At 36.2% G+C, this 22978-nt stretch carries 16 protein-coding genes and 1 pseudogene; 12 read left to right on the forward strand and 5 right to left on the reverse strand.

Translation table 11 applies throughout. The features are described from left to right. Nucleotides 1-6: 6 nt before the first annotated feature. Genes OVA16_RS14475 through OVA16_RS14495 form a run of 5 tightly spaced genes read left to right on the forward strand, consistent with a single transcriptional unit; the run spans nt 7 to nt 3969 of the window. Nucleotides 7-858, forward strand: coding sequence for a fumarylacetoacetate hydrolase family protein (locus tag OVA16_RS14475; protein ID WP_267760682.1), 852 nt, complete (start codon nt 7-9; stop codon nt 856-858). A gap of 1 nt (nt 859) precedes the next feature. After that, nucleotides 860-1189 carry an L-rhamnose mutarotase gene (locus OVA16_RS14480; protein ID WP_267760683.1) on the forward strand — a complete coding sequence of 110 codons (330 nt, stop codon included), beginning with the start codon at nt 860-862 and terminating at the stop codon, nt 1187-1189. Between the two features lies 1 nt (nt 1190). Next, entirely contained in the window at nt 1191-2015 is an 825-nt protein-coding gene (locus OVA16_RS14485; RefSeq protein ID WP_267760685.1) for an amidohydrolase family protein, read from the forward strand. A gap of 9 nt (nt 2016-2024) precedes the next feature. After that, on the forward strand, nt 2025-2813 hold the full coding sequence (locus OVA16_RS14490) for an SDR family oxidoreductase (protein WP_267760687.1): 789 nt from the start codon (nt 2025-2027) through the stop codon (nt 2811-2813). Nucleotides 2814-2823: 10 nt separating this feature from the next. Beyond that, nucleotides 2824-3969 (forward strand): alpha-hydroxy acid oxidase, encoded by a 1146-nt coding sequence (locus OVA16_RS14495; RefSeq protein WP_267760689.1) that lies wholly within the window; start codon nt 2824-2826, stop codon nt 3967-3969. A gap of 10 nt (nt 3970-3979) precedes the next feature. Here the strand turns inward: OVA16_RS14495 and OVA16_RS14500 are convergent, their stop codons facing one another. From OVA16_RS14500 to OVA16_RS14525, 5 genes and pseudogenes are all read right to left on the reverse strand, one after another. Next, nucleotides 3980-4792, reverse strand: coding sequence for a hypothetical protein (locus tag OVA16_RS14500; RefSeq protein WP_267760690.1), 813 nt, complete (start codon nt 4790-4792; stop codon nt 3980-3982). A gap of 59 nt (nt 4793-4851) precedes the next feature. Next, nucleotides 4852-5478: an alpha-L-fucosidase gene (locus tag OVA16_RS14505; protein WP_267760692.1), complete on the reverse strand. Its 627-nt coding sequence runs from the start codon at nt 5476-5478 to the stop codon at nt 4852-4854. 117 nt (nt 5479-5595) lie between these two features. Continuing rightward, a complete protein-coding gene (locus OVA16_RS14510) occupies nt 5596-7248 on the reverse strand; it encodes a sodium:solute symporter (RefSeq protein WP_267760695.1) in 1653 nt (550 codons plus the stop codon). 28 nt (nt 7249-7276) lie between these two features. Beyond that, a pseudogene (locus OVA16_RS14520) lies at nt 7277-8499 on the reverse strand (enolase C-terminal domain-like protein). Between the two features lie 11 nt (nt 8500-8510). Next, complete coding sequence (locus OVA16_RS14525; RefSeq protein WP_267760704.1) at nt 8511-9284, reverse strand: SDR family NAD(P)-dependent oxidoreductase; 774 nt, start codon at nt 9282-9284, stop codon at nt 8511-8513. A gap of 264 nt (nt 9285-9548) precedes the next feature. On the opposite strand from OVA16_RS14525, the gene OVA16_RS14530 reads away from it, so the two are divergent. From OVA16_RS14530 to OVA16_RS14560, 7 genes are all read left to right on the forward strand, one after another. Next, nucleotides 9549-10451, forward strand: a complete 903-nt coding sequence (locus tag OVA16_RS14530; protein WP_267760707.1) for an AraC family transcriptional regulator — start codon at nt 9549-9551, stop codon at nt 10449-10451. 363 nt (nt 10452-10814) lie between these two features. Next, entirely contained in the window at nt 10815-12272 is a 1458-nt protein-coding gene (locus OVA16_RS14535; RefSeq protein WP_267760710.1) for a T9SS type A sorting domain-containing protein, read from the forward strand. A 474-nt stretch (nt 12273-12746) separates the two neighbouring features. Further along, nucleotides 12747-16022 carry a SusC/RagA family TonB-linked outer membrane protein gene (locus OVA16_RS14540; protein ID WP_267760712.1) on the forward strand — a complete coding sequence of 1092 codons (3276 nt, stop codon included), beginning with the start codon at nt 12747-12749 and terminating at the stop codon, nt 16020-16022. A 19-nt stretch (nt 16023-16041) separates the two neighbouring features. Further along, nucleotides 16042-17967, forward strand: coding sequence for a RagB/SusD family nutrient uptake outer membrane protein (locus OVA16_RS14545; protein WP_267760714.1), 1926 nt, complete (start codon nt 16042-16044; stop codon nt 17965-17967). 20 nt (nt 17968-17987) lie between these two features. Further along, entirely contained in the window at nt 17988-19211 is a 1224-nt protein-coding gene (locus OVA16_RS14550) for a DUF5000 domain-containing lipoprotein (protein ID WP_267760715.1), read from the forward strand. Between the two features lie 50 nt (nt 19212-19261). After that, nucleotides 19262-20446, forward strand: a complete 1185-nt coding sequence (locus tag OVA16_RS14555; RefSeq protein WP_267760717.1) for a DUF4998 domain-containing protein — start codon at nt 19262-19264, stop codon at nt 20444-20446. A gap of 172 nt (nt 20447-20618) precedes the next feature. After that, the gene (locus tag OVA16_RS14560) at nt 20619-22958 is read left to right on the forward strand and encodes a glycoside hydrolase family 95 protein (protein ID WP_267760720.1); all 2340 of its coding nucleotides are present in this window, start codon (nt 20619-20621) and stop codon (nt 22956-22958) included. Nucleotides 22959-22978: the final 20 nt, after the last annotated feature.

Below are 22978 nucleotides of genomic sequence, written 5' to 3' on the forward strand. Positions count from 1 at the left end.
TACGATATGAAATTAGTTAGATACGGAGAGCCTGGAAACGAAAAACCAGGTATCCTTATAGGAGAAGATATTTTTGATGTATCTGCTCATGTTAGCGATTACAATGAAGATTTTTTTGGTTCGGCTGCATTGGAAGAGTTGAAGAAGAAAGTAGATGGCGGATCATTGAAAAGAGTAGCGCAACCTGTGAGGTTGGGTGCGCCTTTGGCTCGTCCTTCTAAAATTATTTGCGTAGGCTTAAACTACAAAGACCATGCTGCAGAAACAAATGCGCCTATACCAGCAGAGCCAATTTTGTTTTTCAAAGCTACTTCCGCAATTGTAGGCCCTAATGATGATTTAATTATCCCCAAAAACAGTAAAAAAACAGATTGGGAAGTAGAATTGGCTGTGGTAATTGGTAAAAAAACAAGTTATATAGACGAACAAGATGCTTTAAATCATGTAGCTGGTTACGTTTTGCATAACGATTACAGCGAGAGAGAATTTCAGTTAGAGCGTAATGGCCAATGGGTTAAAGGAAAAAGCTGCGATACCTTTGCACCAATAGGTCCTTTCATTGCTACTCAAGATGAAATTGCTGATGTCCACAATCTTCGCCTTTGGCTTAAAGTAAATGGCGAAACCTTGCAAGATGGTAATACTTCCAACTTAATTTTCAACATTCCTTTTGTGGTAAGTTACATTAGCCAATTTATGACTTTGTTGCCGGGAGATGTAATTACTACCGGAACGCCCGCAGGTGTAGGGTTGGGACAAAAACCAGAACCTTGGTATTTGAAAGAAGGCGATGTGGTAGAATTAGGTATCGACGGATTGGGCAGCAGCAAACAACATGTAAAATCTTACCAAAAGTAATATGAAAAGATTTGCGTTAGCACTAGATTTAATAAATGATGAAAAGCTGATTGCCGAATATGAAGCTTATCATAAAGCAATTTGGCCAGAAATTACAAAGAGTATTAAGGATGCTGGTATTGTAAGTATGGAAATCTATAGAGTTGCTAACCGCTTATTTATGATGATGGAAGTAGGGGATGGCTTTAGTTTTGAAGCCAAAGCTGAAGCAGATGCAGCAAATTCGAAAGTGCAAGAGTGGGAAACTTTGATGTGGAAATATCAGCAAGCCCTACCAACCACAAAACCAGGAGAAAAATGGTTACTAATGGATAAGATATTCTCTCTGTAAAATGATTGATAGTCACGTACATTTTTGGAAATACCATCCCGTAAAGGATGCTTGGATAAATGAGGATATGAAAGTTATTCAAGCAGATTTTTTGCCCGATGAATTGCATGATATCTATCTTAAAAATAATATAGAAGGCTGTATTGCCGTACAGGCGGATCAAAGTGAACAAGAAACAGAATTTCTATTGTCGCTTGCCGAACAACATAACTTTATAAAAGGTGTAGTTGGGTGGATTGATTTAAGGGACGAGAACCTTCCAGAGAAACTTGCCACATTTTCTAAATATGAGAAACTGAAAGGTTGGCGTCACATCGCCCAAGCAGAACCAAATGGTTTTCTTTTATCTCCTTCATTTTTAAGAGGAATAGCGGCGCTAAAAAATTACAATTATACTTATGATATTCTTATAGGTAAAAATCAGCTTAAAGAAGCCATTGCTATGGTAGAAAAATTTCCAGCGCAGCGGTTTGTTCTAGATCACTTCGCAAAGCCAGATATTAAGGGAAATAGTGGTGATTTAGAATGGAAAGAGAGTATAAAGGTAATGGCAACGCACAAAAACGTGTATTGCAAGGTTTCTGGGATGGTAACAGAAGCTGATTGGCAGCATTGGGAACATGATGATTTGAAGTTTTACTTAGATGTGGTATTCGAAAGCTTTGGTACAGATAGGCTAATGTTTGGCTCAGATTGGCCGGTATGTACGCTTGCCGCTAGTTACGAAGAAACAAAACAAGTTTTAGAAAGCTATGTCTGCAAACTAACAAATGTACAGCGTAAGGCAATTTTCGAATTAAATGCTAAAGAATGCTATCAATTATAATTTATAAAAATGGATTTACAATTAAAAGATAAGGTAATTTTAGTGAGTGGTGGCGCTAAAGGAATTGGTGAAGCGATAGTGAGATCGTTGGCTGCGGAAGATGCCATTCCTGTAATTATTGGTCGAAGCAAAGAAGATAATCAGAAACTGGAGCAAGAAATTATAAATGCTGGTAGGAGATGCGCAAGCGTAATTGCCGAGCTTTCCAATCCTCTAGAATGTGAGAAAGCCATTACAGCAACCGTAAACTTATACGGTAGAATTGATGGTTTGGTAAACAATGCCGGTTTAAACGATGGGGTAGGTTTAGAAAATGGAAACTACGAAGCTTTTATGAAATCGATCCATAGTAACCTGGTACACTACTATTTATTGGCGCATTATGCTTTGCCTTATCTTAAAATAAATAAAGGGAGTATAGTTAACATAAGCTCAAAAACAGGCATAACCGGCCAAGGAGAAACTTCTGGTTACGCTGCATCTAACGGAGGTAGAAACGCACTTACCCGCGAATGGGCAGTAGAATTATTGCCATACCAAATTAGGGTAAACGCGGTGGTAGTTTCAGAATGTTGGACGCCGCAATACGAACGCTGGATAAAAACTTTACCAAATGCAGAAGAAACGTTAGCAGAAATTACTAACAGAATTCCTTTAGCAAACAGAATGACCAAAGCCAGCGAAATAGCAGACACAGTAGCTTTTTTATTATCCGAAAAATCAAGTCATACCACAGGGCAGCTATTATATGTAGATGGTGGCTATGTTCATTTAGATAGATCTTTACTACGTCAATAACATTACAAGCATGAACTTAAATTATAATACAGCATACCCCGGAATAGACGACCTGCGCAATAAAGCTAAAAGTAGAATACCGCGTTTTGCTTTCGAATACTTAGATGGCGGATGTAATGAAGATGTAAATTTGCATCGTAACACTGCCGAATTGAGAGAAGTGCAGTTAAAGCCTTTTTATTTAAGTGATTATCAGGGAATAGACATGGCCACTTCTTTGTTTGGCAAGACTTATTCGGCTCCTTTTGGCGTTGCGCCTGTTGGTTTACAGGGATTGATTTGGCCAAATTCTCCAAATATTTTAGCTAAAGCCGCCAAAGAGCATAATGTACCATTTATTTTGAGCACAGTAACTACAAGTGGCATAGAAGATATTGCGAAAATTACCGATGGAGATTTCTGGTATCAACTTTATCATCCGGCAGAAGAAGCTTTGCGTGATGATATCATTCGTAGATTGCAAGAAGTGGAGTGTGATGTGTTAGTGATTTTGGCCGATGTACCGAGTTTTGGTTTTAGGCCACGAGATATCAGAAACGGACTGGCGATGCCACCAAGTATGAGCTTGAGAAATATCCTCCAGATTATGGGTAGGCCCAACTGGGCGATGCAGACTTTAATTCATGGTACTCCAAATTTTGCAACCTTAAAACCTTATCTGCCAAAAGGATTGGACATGAAACAATTGGGTGCTTTTATGAATAAAACCTTCTCTGGAAGATTAAATAAAGAGAGGATTTCTGTAATTAGGGATCAGTGGAAAGGTAAACTGGTAATTAAAGGAGTGGCCAGTGCCGAAGATGCCCAACTGGCAGTAGAATTGGGTTTGGATGGAATGATTGTCTCCAACCATGGAGGCAGGCAATTGGATTCGGGAGAATCTGCAGTTAAATCACTTTCAGATCTATTAGCATTTAAAGAAAAACTGACGGTAATGATGGACAGTGGAATTAGATCGGGTTCGGATATTGCCAGAGCACTTGCCGCAGGGGCAGATTTTACATTTTTGGGAAGAACTTTTATGTACAGTGCTGCAGCATTAGGGAACGAAGGTGGGCAACACGCCATGGCAATGTTAAAACGCCAGTTGATGCAGGTAATGGAGCAGGTTTGCTGCTCAAAAGTAGATGACTTTCCCAAACATCTTATTCGTTAAGTTAAGTTGTTTATTTAATAGATTTAGGCATATTGATGATACTTAACTCATAAATAGAAGGTGGTGCAGTTGCTTCGTGAACGTTAAATCTTAATTTTTCGGTTTTATAGCTCGAAGGAAATTTGATTACTTTACAATCTCCAATAGGCTCATCACTTAAATAAATAGTTTGCCATCCATTCGTTTGCCAAATATCAATGCTGTATTTCTTAATTCGCGGAACCCTAATTTGGGAAAAGCCATCAGAAAGGTTCTTGGTCTCCTGATATTCAAATATGGTGATCTTATTAAATGCCTCTTTGGGATTCAATGTAATCTCTAAATTGGCAGTTAAGTCTTTAGCGGCCCAGCGGCTATCCAATTTACCATCGTTAATCGAGCTTGCAGCGTAATTATTGTTGTTGTCTGGCCATACGCTGCTGGCGGTTGTAGGTTTATTTAAGGAAATAAAATTCCCATTTTTAGGTAGCGGACTATTTAGGGATAGTTTAAGCCTTTTCCCTAATGCAATGGCGGTATTGGCAACGTATTCCCTAATTCTTCCGGTGTAATCTGGAGAAACATTCATAACCATGCAATTGTCGTTTTCGGTAGACCAGTAAAACAGTTCCTCTAATTCATCAAGATCTCGCGTTGGCAAGGGTTGGCTTTTTTCAAACCAGTTCCAGTTTTTACTGATACAGATGGTATTTTCAAAAGGGAGGTAGTATGATTTTCCTCTATGTAAATATTGTTTTTTATCAAACTTTGAAATCATCTTAGGATCCCATAATCGAAAATCAGAGGGGAAATACTGGAAGAAATATTTATCATCTACAGTCATATTAGAAGGTAAAGTGTAATCGCGTTTGCCTTCCTCGTTTACAATGGTATGGTTAACACTTACTGTACAGTTGGGATTAATTTTTTTACCAAAGAGTATATTTGTTCAATGCCCCAGTCCGATGGTTTTTTGTCCCAACCACCATCAAGCCAAAGCTCAGCAATAGATCCATAATTTGTATACAATTCTGTGAGTTGATTAAGCATATAGTTAATGTATACTTGAGGGTTTGGGTCTTTATAAGACGGTTCTTTTCTGTCCCATAGTGAGTAGTAAATAGCGAATTGTAAACCATATTTCTTACAGGCATCAGATACAGCTTTCACTACATCAGTCTTTACTGGAGAGGACGCAACATCGTATGTAGTGAATTTACTATCCCATAAGCAAAAGCCATCGTGATGTTTGGTAACAAGTAATACATAGCGAAAACCAGCATCTTTTGCTGTACGTACCCATTGGTCGGGATCAAGATTGGTAGGGTTGTAGCTTTGCACTGGCAATGTTCCATCAGACCATTCAATATCATTAAATGTATTTATACCAAAATGAATGAACATACCATAACCTCGTTTTATCATGGCTTGCTGGGCAAGATTAGGTTTTTTTGCTGGTGCTATTGGTTGTGCAACACAATAGTTAAAAGCTAAAGCCAACAATATAATTACAATGTTGTGTTTGTTCATGATTGTATTGATTGTGATGTGCTATGAGTTCGGTTGAATAAATTTGCTAATTTTTACAGAGCAACGGCCAATGTCATTTTCACTAGTATTTTTTTTACGAATTAAACTTATTGTTTTTTACCGAAATGTATAAAACAAAAAAGCCATTAGCACAAGTAACAAGATGGAAAGTGTTTTATAATTGGCGAAACCTTTTGCACCTTTAATTCTTAGCGGATCAAATGGAGATTCCCAATAAAGCTTTTTACTTTCTGCTGTATGGTTCACTGGAAATACATAAGAAAGACACACCTGAATGACTAAACAAACACAGAAAAGGTAAAAGGCCATCATCATAAAAGGAATTTGACCGATGAAAGATTCTGGGAAGAGCTTATTGATGGCGAAAACAAATACACCAATTGCCGAGCCTATCCATAAGGTATATTTAGCAGAAACTGCTGATGCTTTTTTCCAAAAAATGCCCAATAAAAAAACGCAGGTTATGGGAGGGGCAATATGTGCAATAATATCGTTAAGGCCATTGAAAATACTTTCATAATTGTTAAGCAAAGGCAATAATGCCAGTGAAACTATCAAAGAAATTCCCGCAGATATTTTGCCAACTTTAACCAATTTTTTGTCGTTTGTTTCTGGTTTATATCGTTGATAGATGTCATAACTTACCATGGTAGAGATAGAATTAAGGGCGCCAGAAATTTGGCTCATTAATCCTGATAATAGAGCAGCAACTACTATGCCCATCAATCCGTTTGGCAAAAGTTGGGTAATCATTAAGGTATAAATTCCTTTGGTATCAGTAGTTTCTTTTCCTGCAGCTATACTTGTGAGAGAGCTAATGTCCAATTGTCCGGTTTGAGAAAGGGTGTAGGCAAACAAACCAGGAATAACAAATATGAATACTGGAAGAATTTTTATAAACCCGCAAAAAAGTGGACCAAGTCTTGCGTGATTTTCGTCTTTTGCTCCCAATACACGTTGAACAATAGTCTGATCTGCGCACCAATACCAAATTCCTATAATCGGATAACCTAAAAATACAGCATACCATGGCATTCCACTACTATCTCCATGAGGTCGCATCATAGATAATTTGTCCATTTGGTTGTTGTTCTGGAGTACCTGTACCATAGGCTCCCATCCGCCCATTTTTAGGTAAGCGGCAACACTCATGATCACAGCGCCTGCTAAAAGAACAATAGTTTGTATAGATTCTGTAACAACTACCGCCCTTAATCCACCAATAACGGTATAAATTGCCGTTAGTATAGAAATTACGATAATACTGGTGTACATATCAACACCAAATAAGGTTTTTAGCACAATTCCACCTGCTAAAAGAGAAAAAGATATATGGATGATAACGGCTGATACCACCGAAACAATAGCCAGCCAATCTCTGCTTGAACGATCATAACGTTTTTCCAAAAAATCAGGAAGCGTACTCACTCCAGATTTTATGTAAAAGGGAGCGAAGAATACAGCGAGCAGCACTAGCGTGAAAATTGCCATCCATTCAAAGTTCCCATTGAGTAGGCCCGTATCGAAACCGCTTTGGGCAAGGCTTACCAAATGAACACAAGAAATATTAGTCGCAAAAAGAGCTAACCCAATTACAGGCCAGCGTAAGGTTTTTCCAGCTAGAAAGTATTCGCCTGCAACATTTGCATCGGCTTTTTTTTTATTGTGCTTAATTCCTGCCCATAAACCTATGGTTACAATGCCCAGAATGTAAACTATGCTTATGGTTAAATCTACTGAACCTATCATTATTTAATGCTAAAATTGTGAGGAAATACTATTGTTTAAAATCGCAACTGCTTCCTGGTTCTTGTGGAGTGATATAAGTTCCATTAACTATTTGGGCAGGGTGTAAGAAGTGTTTTTGTAAATGTGGTATGTGTTCTAAAAACAGTGCTTCATGACCTACAGATATGTGGTTAAATAACACTAAATGTTGATGTAATTGTCCCATATCTCCAACATGTGGCACAACCGGAATGCCGTATTTTTTAGCCATTAAACTTACTGTAATAAATTCGCTAACGCCGCCAACACGTACAGCATCTACTTGTATAAATGCGGCAGCCCCAGCCTGTAGGTAGTTTTTAAAAATCACTTTGTTAGGAACATGTTCACCTAGCGCTAATTTTATTGGCGCAATTCTTTTGCTAATTTTTGATGTGCTAATATATCATCGGGATGTGTTGGTTCTTCAATCCAATAAGGGTTCATTTTTTTGAACTCATCACAAATAGCAATTGCCTGCGGAAGGTTCCATTGCTGGTTAGCATCAAGCATTACTTTGATATGGTTACCCGCTACTTCACGCACAATGTTTGCTCTTCGTATATCTCGTTCCGGATCAGTAGACCCCACTTTTAATTTCATAGCAGTAAATCCTTCAGCAACAGCTTTGTGGCAATTTTCTCTCACTTTTTCATCAGAGTAATTGAACCAGCCGATGGACGTGTCATATCCAGGATAACCTTTCTCAAGAATTAAGCTTCTTTCTGTCTTGCCTATTATCTGGTTGTTTAATAATTCCAAAGCCTGCGCTCTGGTGAGTTCATCTTCTAAATAAGAAAGGTCGAGTGTATTTACTATCTCTTCTGCAGAAAGATCAATTAATAATTTCCACAACGGAACACCTCTTTTTTTTGCCCAGAGATCATAACAGGCGTTGGTTACGGAAGCTAAAGCCAAGTGTACTACACCTTTGTGAGGCCCTAACCAACGGAATTGCTGATCATTAGAGAGTTGCTGAAAAAGCAGGCCAAAATTAGCCATCACTTCTTCAATATCTTTCCCCTTTAATTTTTCTGCATAATACTGTGCCGCTTTACAAACTAGGTCATTGCCTTCTCCTAAAGTAAATGCTATTCCAATTCCTTTTAAGCCACTACTATCCAAAAGTTCTGTTACAGCGTAAGAATATATTGGATCTCTGTGTATGGCATCGCTACCTGCATTTCCATCCAATTTATACCTGTTATCCTTAATTGTTATATTTTTTATCATAATGTCTTTTGTTAAATATTAGAAAGTCTTCTGTAGCCCAATTCTGCACCGCCACTTACTGGCATAATGCAGCCAGTAATAAATCTGGCCTGTTCTGATACTAAAAAGACGCACGCATCTGCAACCACATCACCTTCTGGGCAATAGCCTAATGCGTGTATGTTATCTAAGTAACTGTTGATGGAATTGCTGTTTGGTTGTTCTGCACTCCATCTTCTAAGCATTGGTGTCCAAACTCCGGCTGGAGCAATAGTGTTTACCCTTATTCCAAATGGTGCGTAATCTAAAGCCATAGACTTTGTTAGTGCATTTACAGCTCCTTTAGTTGCACTGTAGGCAGCATGAATTTCTTGGCCAATTTCGCCAACAAGGCTTCCAGTATTTAAGATATTTCCTCTTGTCTTTTTTAATGCAGAGAGCCCTGCTTTCGTAGTATGGTAAATCCCCTTGACATTTACGTTGAATAGTTGGTTCCATTCTTCATCGTTGGTATCGTGAAGAGCTTTTGATGGATTTGAAATCCCAGCATTATTGTGAATAACATCTATTTTTCCAAATTTACCTATCGTTTCACCAACTGCAAATTCTACCTCACTAAATACAGCAACATCCGCTTTTATAAATACGACGTCTTCATTTGCTAGAATTCTTTCTGCTTCTTTTATGCTTTCGGCATTATTGGAAATAATGCTCAGCTTTGCACCAGCGGCCAGATAAGACTTTGCACATTCCAGCCCAATGCCTTCGGTTCCACCAGTTAAAAAAATATTTTTGTTTTTAAGCATATTGATAATGTTGCTGCATTTTAACAGCACTTATTTATTATATGAAGTTTTTTAGTTGCAGTTATGTGGCAAGAAATATTTGGTTGTTATTTCAAAAGTAGATTATAAAATTTCTGCTTAGAATGGTATATGTGATTATTTTGATGGATAATTTGATTGTTGGTTAATATCTCGCGTGCCATATTGTATTTTGATATGATATAATGATAATTGTTTTAAATTTTAGATATTAGTCAACGATAACATCTTAGAAAATTTGTGTTTATGAGTAATTATTTGAAAAGAAGAGATGGATTTGAAGGAGAGAAAATAATCAATGTTCCTCAAAAGTTATTAAAGCAAGCTGTAGCTAAACACCCTGCGCTATTTGCCCTTTTTATTACACATATAGGCTATTTTCCTAAGGCGTTGTCGCATTTTAGAGAAAGAAAGAAAGGTTGTGACGATAATATATTTATCTATTGTACACAAGGTAAAGGACACTTTATCATCGATGATAAGAAGTTTGAAATAACGGCTAATCAGTTTTTATTAGTTCCCGCAACAGATAAGTATTTAAGATACTGGGCAGATTCGGATGATCCATGGACAATTTATTGGTTACATTACAGAGGCAGTGATTTGGATGAATTTAACAATTCGCTTAAAATTCGCTTACATAACGGACCAATACAAATTCCTTTTAATCAGAAAGCTTTAGATATATGGAGCACGATTTATCAAAGTTTAGAAATGGGCTATAGTATAGAGAATCTCTGCAATGCGACCTTTTGTTTGTACCATTTTCTGGCAACCTTTGTTTTTATAGATAAACATATTTTAATAGAAGAAAAGGGTAGTAGTGATATTGTTGCGGATGCTATTCTGTATATGAAATCGGAAATAAATAAAAAATTAAGTGTAGAAGATATTTCTGGAAAATACAACCTTTCCGGTTCCCATTTCTCCAGTTTATTTAGAAAAAATACAGGAATGTCTCCAATAGATTATTTCATTCATTTAAAGATGCAGAAGGCTTGTCAATTACTGTATGCCAGTGATGATAAAATTAAAATAGTTGCGCTGCAATTGGGTTACGACGATCAATATTATTTTTCAAGGACTTTTAAGAAACAAATGGGGATTTCCCCGGAGCAATACCGCGTCACTACAAAGAAAATGACATAATTGCTGGTATCTGAAATCCTCAATCCATTTCATCCTTAACGTAAAATTTGTAGCTCTCCATTTTGTTGGAGGTATTTACTGTTGGCTACAAAAGAAAAGTCGATAATTCTTCTTTTGATCTAAAGATTTGATATCTGTTTAAATCCCAGAATTTTATTTGTAAAAATTTTTATATCATTTTTTGCATACTTCAAATTTTTTACTCAACTTAGATTGTAGTATAGTATAGTATAGAATTATTGTTTTTTAATTCGTTTGCTGATTTTTTTAAAAAATATGGCAAAATGCAGCTTATGCTTTAAGAAGAAAACAAGATTCTGCTAATAACTATCAAACCAATTATAAACTTAAAACTGTATGAGTATGATGAAAAATTACTTTAGAAAAATTAGCGTTCCATTGATGTTCGCTATGGTGCTAATTGCTAACTCGGCTTTAGCGCAAACAACTTATGAAGCCGAAGATGGAGTGCTAGATGTTCCTCCTGCGGTTTCGGATCCGGTAAGTGTACAGAACTGCACATCGTGTTCTGGTGGCAAGAAGGTAGGTAACCTAGATGCCAATAAAGGTTCCTTAACACTTACGATTAATGCGCCTACCACAGGAGTTTACAAACTTGATTTGTATCATTTAGTAGATAATAATGACAGGTTTTTTGATATTTTAATTGATAATACAATCTCACGTAGACCTAATATTAGAGGTGTTGGAAATTGGAATGATGTTGGAATAACTTCATTTTATATCAATCTAACTGCTGGAAGTCATACTGTCAAATTTTCCAATAGCTATTGGTATGCACCAAATCTAGATAGGCTAGTTGTAACCATGGTTCCCAATGCCATATATTTAGAGGCAGAGAACGCTGCACTAGGAGGCGGTGCATCAGTTGAGAACGGTAGTTTGCTTTCTGGCGGAAAAGGTGTGGAAGGAAATGTACACGGATTGGCAGGCTGGGTAACATTTACTTTTAATGTGGCTACTGCAGGGCAGTACGCACTTGCAGCAGTTTACAATGGAGCTGGAGGCGGTAATGATGGTGACGGTGATAGATATTTTAAAATTATCGTAAACCAGCCTATCACAACAACGGCCGGAAAAATTGATGATACAGGAACTCAGTTCGGGATAAAAAAAGGTTCTGGTGGTAATGATGGAGTAGGAATACAGACGCAAAACATAACCTTGGTTGCTGGTGAAAATAAAATTACATTCTATTCTGATTGGTACGCTCCCAGATTGGACAAAATAGTCTTATATGGAGCGAATGTGCTTCCAGTAATTCTAACAAAATTTACCGCTAAAGCTACAAATACTGCAGCTGTTTTAAATTGGGCTACGGCTTCAGAAAAGAACAGCGATTATTTTGCGGTTATGCGCTCTGGTGATGGTGTAAATTTCTCGAAAATTGGAGAAGTTAAGGCGGCTGGAAACTCAAGCGAACTGAAAGAATATCAATTTAAAGACGCTTATCCATTAAATGGAACTAACTATTATAGGTTATATCAATATGATAACGATGCAACCTTGGATAAATCAGATATAAAAACTGTTTCATTTAATTTAGATGCGAACCAAAATCACGTTAGAGTTATCAATTTAGATCATGATAATGTTGCAATTGATATATATATTCCAACTGCTAAAAAAGGAAATGTGGTTATTGCAAATATTAACGGACAGAGAATAGCTAATGCAAATTTTGTTTTAGATAGTGGAAGAGCAAGAGTATCTCTACCAGTTAAAGGTGGAAAAGGTATTTATATTGCCATAGTAAATACTGAAGAAAAAACCATTAGAGAAAAGTTCCTTAAGCCATAATAATATTGGTTTGGATTTAAGTAAGTGGGCTTTATTTTATCGGTTCTCGACTTAAATTTGAAATTATTATAAATGAGTCTGGTAGCTTACCAGACTCATTATCTTTTAAAGATCTTATCTTCTGATTTTAGGTAATCGAGAATAGGTTTGCATAATCAGAAGCTATTCTGAAATTGTAACCTTATTAAGGTGAACTAGTAAAGGAATTTTCATGGAAAATAATGTATTTTATTTTCTTACTTTAAAAATAAAATCATATTATTGTAGAACAGTATAGTATAGTATATGTAGAGTTGAATATTTACCCACAAGAATTTACTTACTTCAACCCTAAAAAAATTAGGCGAAAGGAGTTTACTTGTTTGATTTAGAAATTCAATATATCCTTACTAAAAGAAAATCGCAGGATTAGAATGGCTTCTAGTTTAAAACTTGAAGTCTCAAATGAATGCAACCAAACCAAATATTATCTATATGAATTTTTTTTTACAAAAAGTAGTACGGCTTTTGAAATTTGGTGACCGTGGTGTTTTGTTATCTAAACACTACTGTTTACTATTTCCTCTCATGTTAATTGCTATTTCGGCTAATGCCCGGCAAGCTGAAAAATTAACTGTTATCGGGACGGTGGTGGATAGTGCAGGAGAAGGTATTCCGGCGGCATCTGTCACTTCGGAGAATAAAGGCAAAGTTGGCACCCAGACTGATGTTAACGGCAAATTTATCTTAGAAGTTCAAGTAGGTGCTGTTATAAAAATCAGAAGTATTGGTTTTATAGAAAAAACGGTACTGGTAACAGCAACAACCAAAACAATTAGCATTATTTTAGAAGACGATAAGACAGGCTTAAACGAGGTAGTTATTACTGCATTGGGCCAGAGTCAAAAAAAGGAAGCAATTGTTGGAGCCGTGACTACCGTGAGGGCGGGAGACTTAAAAATTCCTGCAAGTAACCTGACCAACGCTTTAGCAGGTAAAGTTTCAGGTATTATTGGTTTTCAACCAAGCGGACAGCCGGGCCAAGATAACTCTAACTTTTTTATCAGAGGTGTTACCACATTTGGTTATAGAAAAGAACCATTGATATTAATAGATAATGTGGAGATGACACCAAGTGACTTGGCAAGACTTCAAGTTGATGATATCGAAAGCTTTTCTGTATTAAAAGATGCCAGTGCTACTGCTTTGTATGGAGCAAGGGGCGGAAACGGAGTAATTCTAGTTAAAACCAAAGAAGGTAAAGTTGGTAAGGCTCAAATTAATGTGAGATTCGAAAATTCTGTTTCGCAATCTGCCAACACTTTAGAACTTGCAGATCCTATTACTTACATGAACCTATTTAACGAGGCAACCATAACTCGTGATCCGTTAATGCCTAGGCCTTATAGTGCAAACAAAATTTTAAATACAGAAGCAACTTTAAAGGGGCTTCCAGGAAGCAATCCATATATGTACCCAGCGGTAGATTGGCTGGATATGCTTTTCAAAAAAAGAACAAATACAGAAAGAACAAATGTTAATGTTTCTGGTGGCGGTGGTGTAGCCAGATATTACATTGCAGGATCATTTGCAAACGATAATGGGATTTTAAAACAAGATTCTAGAAATAATAACAATAGCAACGTTAATTTTAAAAACTATCAGCTTAGATCTAATATAAACATTAATCTTACAGAGAGCACCGAGTTGGTAGTGCGTTTGTCTGGGAACTTTAACGAATATAAGGGGCCTATGACAAGTGATGCTTCATTTTCTACAGACCTTTTCAATTTAGCAACACACACTAGTCCTGTAGATTTTCCCGCATATTATTTGCCAGATGCTGCTAATATCAATACCAAACATATTTTATTTGGTAACGAACCTCAAGGAGTAACTAGAAATTTAAGATTTGTTAACCCTTATGCGCAATTATTAAGAGGGAATAAGAATTTTTCTGAATCAAGAATGCTTGCGCAGCTTGAGTTGAATCAAGGTTTAGGTTTTGTTACCGAGGGCTTAAATTTTAGAAGTATTTTCAGTACAAATAGGTATGCTAGATTCGAATCTACTTTAGCTTATGCGCCATTTTATTACAACATAAGCTCTTATGATAGGCTTACCAATGAGTATACACTAAATTGGATCAACTCTGATCCAGATCAGGCAAGAGAATATTTACAGTACTACGGTAACGATGGTAACAACGTAAATAAGCTTAATACTTTCTTGTACATGCAAGGTTCACTAGATTATAATAAAAGCTTTGGAAAAGGTCATAATATTAGTGCAGCATTAGTAGGAACTATGCAGCAGCTTTTAGATGGAACGCCAAACAGTGAGCATAACTCTATTTTGTTTAACTCGCTTCCGTTTCGCAACATGACATTAGCTGGGCGTACCACTTATTCTTATAAAAGTAAATATTACCTTGAGTTTAACTTCGGACAAAATGGTTCAGAGCGTTTTGCTGACAATAACCGATATGGCTTTTTCCCTACCATTGGAGCATCATGGATAGTATCTAGCGAAAAGTTTTATGGTAATTTGGTTAACGTTATTGATCGCTTAAAATTAAGAGCTAGTTACGGATTAGTGGGTAATGATGCCATTAGCAATAGAAGGTTTTTTTACCTATCTGAGGTAAATCTTAATAATGGCGGTAATGGCGCAACATTTGGTACCAATAACCAGTATACTCGCGACGGTGTAAGTATCAGTAGGTACGAAAATCGCGATGTGAGCTGGGAAGTTTCTAAACAGTTAAATTTGGGAGCCGAATTAACATTTCTTAAAGATTTTAGGATTATAGGAGAAGTTTTTAGAAATATCAAATCAGATATTCTACAAACTCGTTCTGATATACCAACTACAATGGGTTTGGAAGCTGGTATAGATGCTAATATAGGAAAGGTAGAGTCTAAAGGATTTGAATTATCGATAGATGGAAGACGCACCATTAACAAAAACCTATGGATTTCTACGATGGGAAATATAACCCTAGCAAAAAACAAATTCTTACAATACGAAGAACCAGCATATAAGGAAGCCTACCGTTACACTACTGGCCAGCCATTAGATAGAATGCGTGGCTTTATTGCAGAGCGTTTATTTGTTGATGATAATGAAGCAAGAAATTCTCCTTCGCAAATATTTAGTACTGGCGGATTTGCTCCAATGGGTGGAGATATTAAATACCGTGATTTAAATGGCGATGGTGTAATTAATTTTGAAGATCAGGCTTTTATTGGCTATCCAACAGTGCCACAATTAGTGTATGGTTTTGGGCTTTCTTCGGGTTATAAAGGGTTCGATTTTTCGGTTTTCTTCCAAGGGCAGGCAAGAGTATCATTTATGATTGATCCGGCAAGAACAAGCCCCTTCATTCAAAGTCCTGATGCTTACTACACCGGAAATACACAGTTAATTAAGGCTTATGCAGATAACCATTGGTCTGAAGATAATCAGGATTTATACGCACTATATCCTAGGCTTGGTATTAATGGCGCTCAAATTGAAAACAACAGACAGAATAGTACCTGGTGGTTAAGAGATGGAAGTTTCTTGCGTCTTAAATCATTAGAATTTGGTTACAGCCTGCCAGAAAAATTATTGAGTAGAATTAAGATTAAAAAAATGAGAATATACTTCAATGGATTAAATCTGATAACCTGGAGCCCTTTTGATATGTGGGATCCTGAGTTGAGAGGAAGTGGTTTTAACTATCCAATTCAGAAAGTTTATAATGTAGGCTTAAATATTAGTTTATAGGATTTATAATAAGAGAGATATGAAATCATATTTAAAATATTTATACATGATAGTAATGGTATCATCTACCATATCCTGTAAAAAATACCTAGATGTTATTCCTGATAACGTAGGCACAATTGATTATGCATTTAGAAATAGAAACGAAGCAGAAAAATATTTATTTACCTGCTATTCTACACTGCAAAAATTTAATAACACATGGTTTAATCCAGCTTTTACAACCTCTGGAGAGATTATATTTCCTAATAATTTAATCAATAATATGGGTATAAATCCATTAGGATTTAATTTAATAAGAGGAACACAGAATGCTGGTAATCCTGCTTTAAATTACTGGGACGGAGCAGAAGGTGGGCAAAGTTTGTTTGTGGCCATTAGGCATTGTAACACGATGTTAGAAAACATAGACAAACCTATTGATCTTACCGCGGGTGAAAAAGCAAGATGGATTGCAGAGGTAAAATTCCTAAAAGCTTACTATCATTATTATTTAATGAGGATGTATGGTCCAATTCCAATTACCGATGTTAATTTACCGATTAACAGTTCCATAGAAACAGTTAAAGTGAAGAGGGCGCCAGTAGATGAGGTTGTAAACTATATTGTTAAGTTGTTAGATGAGGCCAGGCCTTCTTTACCTCCTGTAATTAGTAACCAAACTTTAGAGTTGGGCAGAATAACACAAGTAATTGCATTATCGGTAAAAGCGGAAGCTTTACTGGCTACAGCGGCAAGTCCATTATTTAACGGTAACCCCGATTATGCAACTTTTAAAGATAAAGACGGGGTAAATTTATTTAGTTCTCAAGTTGATTTAACTAAATGGGATAGGGCGGCTGTTGCCTGTAAGGAAGCAATTGATTTAGCAGAGGAAAGGGGCCTGAAACTTCATGATTTTGTGCCACCTGCAAACATTCCTGCAACATTAACAGATTCTTTAAAAAAGGTACTAACCTTACAAACTGCAATAACCGAAAAGTGGGAGTTAAATACAGAGTTGATATGGGCGTTAAATCCGGTATTTGGATTTGGGCAGCAAGAATACGGAATGCCTAGATTAACAGTTAAATCTTCAACAAATTTAATTGCGCAAGGAACTTTGGCCGTACCAATTGCTCAACAAGAATTGTTCTATACTGATAAGGGACTCCCGATTAACGAAGATAAAAATTGGGACTATGCCAAACGTTACGAATTGAAAACAGCCGCAGATAAAGATCGCTTCTACGTGCATAAAGGCTACGAAACAGTGAACGCTCACTTTAATAGAGAGCCAAGATTTTATTCTTCTATCGCATTTGATGGTGGCGTATGGTACGGAAACGGAGTTTTAATACCAGAAAATGCACTTTATGTACAAGCAAGGGGAGTAGAGTCTTATGCAGGGCCGAAAGATTTAATTTATCTTAATGTTTCTGGATATTGGCCTAAAAAACTGGTTAATTATTTAACGGTATATGATGAGCGAATGACTTGGGAACCCTATCATTTTCCATTGATGAGGTTGGCTGGTTTGTATTTACTATACGCAGAAGCCTTAAACGAACAAGGAAAAAATTATACAGAGATACTGCCATACATAGACAAGGTTAGAACTAGGGCGGGGCTTCCTAGCGTTGAAACTTCATGGTCGGCGGCTAATTCTACAAGACCGGGAAAGTATGATAATCAACAAGGTTTAAGAGAAATTATCCATCAAGAAAGACGTATTGAATTGGCATTTGAAGGCCAAGCAGGTTGGGATTTACGCAGATGGAAAGAAATGGCAAATGTAATGAGTAGACCAATGCAGGGTTGGAATATATACGAAGGACAGGCTTTGAATTATTATCGTCCGCGTAATTTATTAACGCCAATTTTTAATGTTAGAAATTACTTATGGCCAATTAGGTCTATCAATCTAACTATTAATGATAACCTGGTTCAAAATCCACTATGGTAGCATATTGTAATTCTAAAGTTATGATGAAATTTAATAATCAATCCTTTGCACTCCTTATTCTATCACTGGTAATTGGTGTAACTTCTTGTAAAAAGAATAATGGTTTTAATGAAATCGTATCGAAAGATATGACCAAACCAGATGTAGTAACCAATATTAAGGTAGATAATTTTAATGGTGGATCGTATATTACTTACGACTTGCCTAACAGCCCAAATGTATTATACGTACTTGCTAAATACAGGATCAATGATAAAACGATTAGAGAAACGAAATCGTCATATTATTCTGATACCGTTATAGTAGAAGGATTTGCCAAAGAAAAAGAGTACGAAGTTGAACTACATACTGTTTCAAGAGCAAATGTAAAATCGGATCCTATTTACGTGAAAGTAAATCCAAAAACTCCCGTTTATAAAGTAGTTAGCCCAACTTTACAACTAGTGTCAGATTTTGGAGGGATAAATATTAAAGCGCAAAACACCCTAAAAAAAGAAGTTGGGATTATTTTTGTTGCCTATAATGCACAAACTCGCCAGATGGAAGTAGAAGATCAGTTTTTTACAAAGGCAGAAAACATAGATTATTCTATAAGAGGTTATGCTAGCACAGCTAAAGATTTTGGAGTTTATGTAACCGATAAATGGGGAAATATCTCTGATACTTTAAAAGCTAATTTGACTCCGTTATATGAGGAATTGGTAGATAAATCGAAATTTAGTGTTTACAATTTATCTTCAGATACACCTATTGGCTACAACTGGCAATTACCAAACTTATGGAATGGAAATACTGATGGAGATGGATGGCATACGCTAGAGGGTAATCCAAGACCTTATGTGGCCACTTTTAGTATTGGTAAAACATATAAGCTAAGCCGCTTTGTAATGTGGGAGAGAACAGGAACATTTACTTACGGCCATGGTAATCCTAAAGAGTTTTCAATATGGGGATCTAACGTTGCGCAACCTAGAGATCAGGTATTGCCAATTTTAGCGCCAGTTGGTACCGTACTAGGCGATTGGACTAATTTAGGTAATTATAATTTTCCAAATCCTCCTTCTGGAAATCCTCCAAGTGCTTATACGCCTGGAGATGAGGCGTTCGTAAAAGCAGGCGTTAGTTTTAACGTTCCGTTTAATGCCCCCGATGTTAAGTTTATTCGATTGGCTGTAGGAAATACATGGTCTGGTGGAGCAACTGCACACGTTATTGAGATGTCTTTTTATGGAAGACCCATATAATTAATAGGTTAGTTTTTAATAGAGAAAACATGAAAAATATAATTATAAAAATGCTTCTTCTAGTTACAGTTGTGATATATGGCTGTAGTAAACAGGACACAGATTTTCGAAATTTTTTAAAAGGCAAAGAAGTAATTTATACTGGTGCTGTCGGTAATGTTTCTAATTACCCTGGAAAAAATAGGGTACAACTCAAATGGAAATTAAGTTCTGATCCTACAATTACAAAATATATTGTTTATTGGAATAATAAATTGGATTCTCAAATAGTAAATATTACGCAAAAAACAGATAGTATCAGCACAATTATTTCTGGACTTCAAGAATACGTATATGCCTTTACCATATTTTCTGCTGATGCTAAAGGAAACAGGTCTATTCCCCAAGAAGTTAATAATGTTAAAATTTACGGCGATGTTTATAGTAGTTCACTTCTTAACAGAGGGTATGATGCAGAACAACCTTACTTAACATATACAGATGAAAAGGTAGAGCTAAAATTTATTACTCCAGATACCATACATGTGAGCACAACGATAAAGTATCAAAATAAATTTGGGATAGAAACAGAAAAGGTATTTAAGGGTAATGCAAATGTAATCACATTAACAGATCATAAATTAAACACACCAATTCTATATAAATCAGCCTATATACCAGCAAGAGGAGCAATAGATACATTCTATGTAAGCAATTTTAGTACATATCCAGCTTATGAGTTTAAAGAAATCATGTGTGCTAAAAATTTATTCAGTGCAATCTCTTTGGCTAGAGATGTAGGTGTTTACGAACCGGGTACAGGGATAAACAAGCTTTGGAACGGCGCTACAACACCTCAGTCTTATCCTAATATTTTCCATAGTTCTTCTAAAACTCTACCTCATGCTATAACTTTTGATATGGGTAAAGTATATAATGATTTACGCAGAGTTGAAATTATAGGTAGAGATGGCAACCATAACCCAACCGAGTTTGAAATATGGGGAATAGAAACTACACCAGTAGAATTATCTGTAGATCCTAGCAATGCTACGTGGCCAGCCGAAGCTGTAAGTAAAGGATGGAAACTTTTAGTAGATGCAAAAAGAACAGATAATGGGGTAAATCCTATGAAATTCGCATTTGTAGCAAATCCTCCAAAAGTAAGATACATAAGAGTAAGAATTAAGAAAGTTGCTAGTGGAAGTAACGACAGCAGTAACATGACACAGTTAACATTCTGGAATTATCAATAAATAATTCGATAAATCTTAAAAAGATACGTGTAGGTGTGTTTAAAACTTACACGTATCTATAAATCTGGAAAAATAATCCATCATTTTATTAGCTCGCATTTTAAGTATAAACGCTTTAAAATTCTGATTTACAATTAAGAATTTTAAGCGCTGAAAACTAAATTTTTAAACCATGTTATTCAAGAAGAAACTTGTATTTTTTTTAGCCGCTGTAAGTAGTCATTATGCTGTTGCTCAAAATAAAAATTTAAAACTTTGGTATACACAGCCAGCTAAAATGTGGGAAGAAGCCGTTCCTTTAGGAAATGGAAGGCTAGGTATGACTCCTGATGGTGGAGTTGAAAAGGAGAAAATTGTTTTAAACGACATCACTTTGTGGTCTGGGAGTAAGCAAGATGCAAATAATTACAATGCTCATAAAAGCTTGCCTAAAATTAGAGAATTGATAATTGCGGGTAGAAATGATGAAGCACAGGCCTTGGTAGATAAAGAATTTGTTTGCGTTGGGCCAGGCTCTGGGGGAGAAAAATTTGGCAAATTTCAGGTTTTAGGAACGCTTAATCTAGATTTTGAATACAATAATGTAGATAACGCAAATAAAAAATACGCTAGTTATTACAGAGGCCTTTCGTTAAACAATGCTTTAGCCACAACAACATACGTTGTAAATGGTGTAACATACAAAAGAGAGTATTTTACAAGTTTTGATGATGATGTGAATGTCATCAAGTTAACCGCTAATAAACCAGGGAATTTAAACCTGAAAATTACTTTAGACAGGCCAGAAAAATTTAAAACCTATACAAAAGATAACGATTTGTATATGTATGGACAATTGGAAAACGGCATTGATGGTAAAGGAATGCAGTATTCTTCTAAAGTTAGCGCAAGCCTAAAAGGCGGAAATCTATCAACAACCCCTAACGCTTTAATTATCAAAGGTGCTACAGAAGTTATTCTTTTTGTTTCTGCAGCTACAGACTTTAAGGATCCTAATTTCAAGACCTCTATCAATGAAATTATAGAAAGAGCAAAGCTAAAAAGTTATAAAGATCAAAAGAAAAATCACATTAAGAATTTTCAGAAATTTTTTAATCGTACAGATTTAAATCTTGGAGAAGGTAAGTCAAGCAGCTTGCCAACGAATGAAAGATTGAAGTTGTTTTACCATCACCCTGAAGATGATCCAGCTTTAGCGGCATTGTTTTTCCAGTTTGGTAGATATCTTACAATTAGCAGTACAAGAGTTGGACTTTTGCCTCCTAATTTACAGGGACTGTGGGCAAACCAAATACATACTCCGTGGAATGGAGATTATCATTTGGATGTTAATGTGCAAATGAACCATTGGCCAGTAGAAGTAACCAATCTATCGGAACTTAATTTGCCTTTGGCCGATTTGGTAAAAGGGCTTGTAAAACCTGGAGAAAAAACGGCAAAAGCTTATTATAATGCAGAAGGTTGGATTGCCCATGTAATTACCAATGTTTGGGGATATACTGAACCTGGAGAAAGTGCATCTTGGGGTGCTTCTAATGCAGGGTCAGGTTGGTTGTGCAATAATTTGTGGGATCACTATGCTTTTACCAAAGATGTTAATTACTTAAAAGAAATTTATCCCGTTTTAAAAGGCTCAGCTCAATTTTATAACAGCGTGTTAATCAAAGACCCTAAAACAGGCTGGTTGGTTACATCTCCATCAGTTTCTCCAGAAAATGCATTTTATCTTCCTAATGGCAAACATGCAAGTATTTCTATGGGACCAACAATTGACAATCAGATTGTGAGAGAGTTGTTTGGGAATATGATAGTAGCATCCAAAGTCTTGAATATTGATGAAGATTTCAGAAAAAAATTGGAAGAAAAATTAAAATCTATCCCTCCTGCAGGTGTAATTGGAAAAGATGGAAGAATTTTGGAATGGCTAGAAGAATATAAGGAAGTAGATCCTCTGCATAGGCATATCTCTCATTTATATGGATTATATCCAGCATCGTTAATTACACCGAAAGCAACTCCAGATTTAGCAAAAGCTGCAGCAAAAACGTTAGAAGTAAAAGGCGATGATGGTCCGGGTTGGGCAATTGCTTATAAAATGCTTTTTTGGGCTCGTTTAAATGATGGAAATAGAGCGTTTAAATTATTGAAAGAAGTTTTAAAACCTACCGAAAGAACCGATATCAATTATGGATCTGGCGGCGGAGTGTATGCAAATTTATTTTGTGCAGGTCCTCCATTTCAAATAGACGGAAATTTTGGTGCAACCGCTGGAATTGCAGAAATGCTTATCCAAAGTCACGAAGGAGAAATAGATCTTTTACCATCTTTACCAGACACATGGAAAAAATTTGGAGAAGTGAAAGGCTTAAAGGCGAGAGGTAATTATACGGTAAACTTTACATGGAAAGATGGTAAAATAACAAAGTATACTATTTCTTCTCCTGATGGCAGTTCGGTTAAAGTAAGAGTAAATAAAGAACTGAAGGAAGTAAAGACCAAAAAGAGTAGTTAAGTGTAGCAATACAGATTATT

It is taken from the genome of Pedobacter sp. SL55 (assembly GCF_026625705.1).
Classification (GTDB): Bacteria; Bacteroidota; Bacteroidia; order Sphingobacteriales; family Sphingobacteriaceae; genus Pedobacter.

What these genes read in the sequence shown, in the direction of transcription:
- OVA16_RS14475 (WP_267760682.1), top strand. Translation starts at nt 7, where the DNA reads ATGAAATTAGTTAGATACGGAGAGCCTGGAAACGAAAAACCAGGTATC.
- OVA16_RS14480 (WP_267760683.1), top strand. Translation starts at nt 860, where the DNA reads ATGAAAAGATTTGCGTTAGCACTAGATTTAATAAATGATGAAAAGCTG.
- OVA16_RS14485 (WP_267760685.1), top strand. Translation starts at nt 1,191, where the DNA reads ATGATTGATAGTCACGTACATTTTTGGAAATACCATCCCGTAAAGGAT.
- OVA16_RS14490 (WP_267760687.1), top strand. Translation starts at nt 2,025, where the DNA reads ATGGATTTACAATTAAAAGATAAGGTAATTTTAGTGAGTGGTGGCGCT.
- OVA16_RS14495 (WP_267760689.1), top strand. Translation starts at nt 2,824, where the DNA reads ATGAACTTAAATTATAATACAGCATACCCCGGAATAGACGACCTGCGC.
- OVA16_RS14500 (WP_267760690.1), bottom strand. Translation starts at nt 4,792, where the DNA reads ATGACTGTAGATGATAAATATTTCTTCCAGTATTTCCCCTCTGATTTT.
- OVA16_RS14505 (WP_267760692.1), bottom strand. Translation starts at nt 5,478, where the DNA reads ATGAACAAACACAACATTGTAATTATATTGTTGGCTTTAGCTTTTAAC.
- OVA16_RS14510 (WP_267760695.1), bottom strand. Translation starts at nt 7,248, where the DNA reads ATGATAGGTTCAGTAGATTTAACCATAAGCATAGTTTACATTCTGGGC.
- OVA16_RS14525 (WP_267760704.1), bottom strand. Translation starts at nt 9,284, where the DNA reads ATGCTTAAAAACAAAAATATTTTTTTAACTGGTGGAACCGAAGGCATT.
- OVA16_RS14530 (WP_267760707.1), top strand. Translation starts at nt 9,549, where the DNA reads ATGAGTAATTATTTGAAAAGAAGAGATGGATTTGAAGGAGAGAAAATA.
- OVA16_RS14535 (WP_267760710.1), top strand. Translation starts at nt 10,815, where the DNA reads ATGATGAAAAATTACTTTAGAAAAATTAGCGTTCCATTGATGTTCGCT.
- OVA16_RS14540 (WP_267760712.1), top strand. Translation starts at nt 12,747, where the DNA reads ATGAATTTTTTTTTACAAAAAGTAGTACGGCTTTTGAAATTTGGTGAC.
- OVA16_RS14545 (WP_267760714.1), top strand. Translation starts at nt 16,042, where the DNA reads ATGAAATCATATTTAAAATATTTATACATGATAGTAATGGTATCATCT.
- OVA16_RS14550 (WP_267760715.1), top strand. Translation starts at nt 17,988, where the DNA reads ATGATGAAATTTAATAATCAATCCTTTGCACTCCTTATTCTATCACTG.
- OVA16_RS14555 (WP_267760717.1), top strand. Translation starts at nt 19,262, where the DNA reads ATGCTTCTTCTAGTTACAGTTGTGATATATGGCTGTAGTAAACAGGAC.
- OVA16_RS14560 (WP_267760720.1), top strand. Translation starts at nt 20,619, where the DNA reads ATGTTATTCAAGAAGAAACTTGTATTTTTTTTAGCCGCTGTAAGTAGT.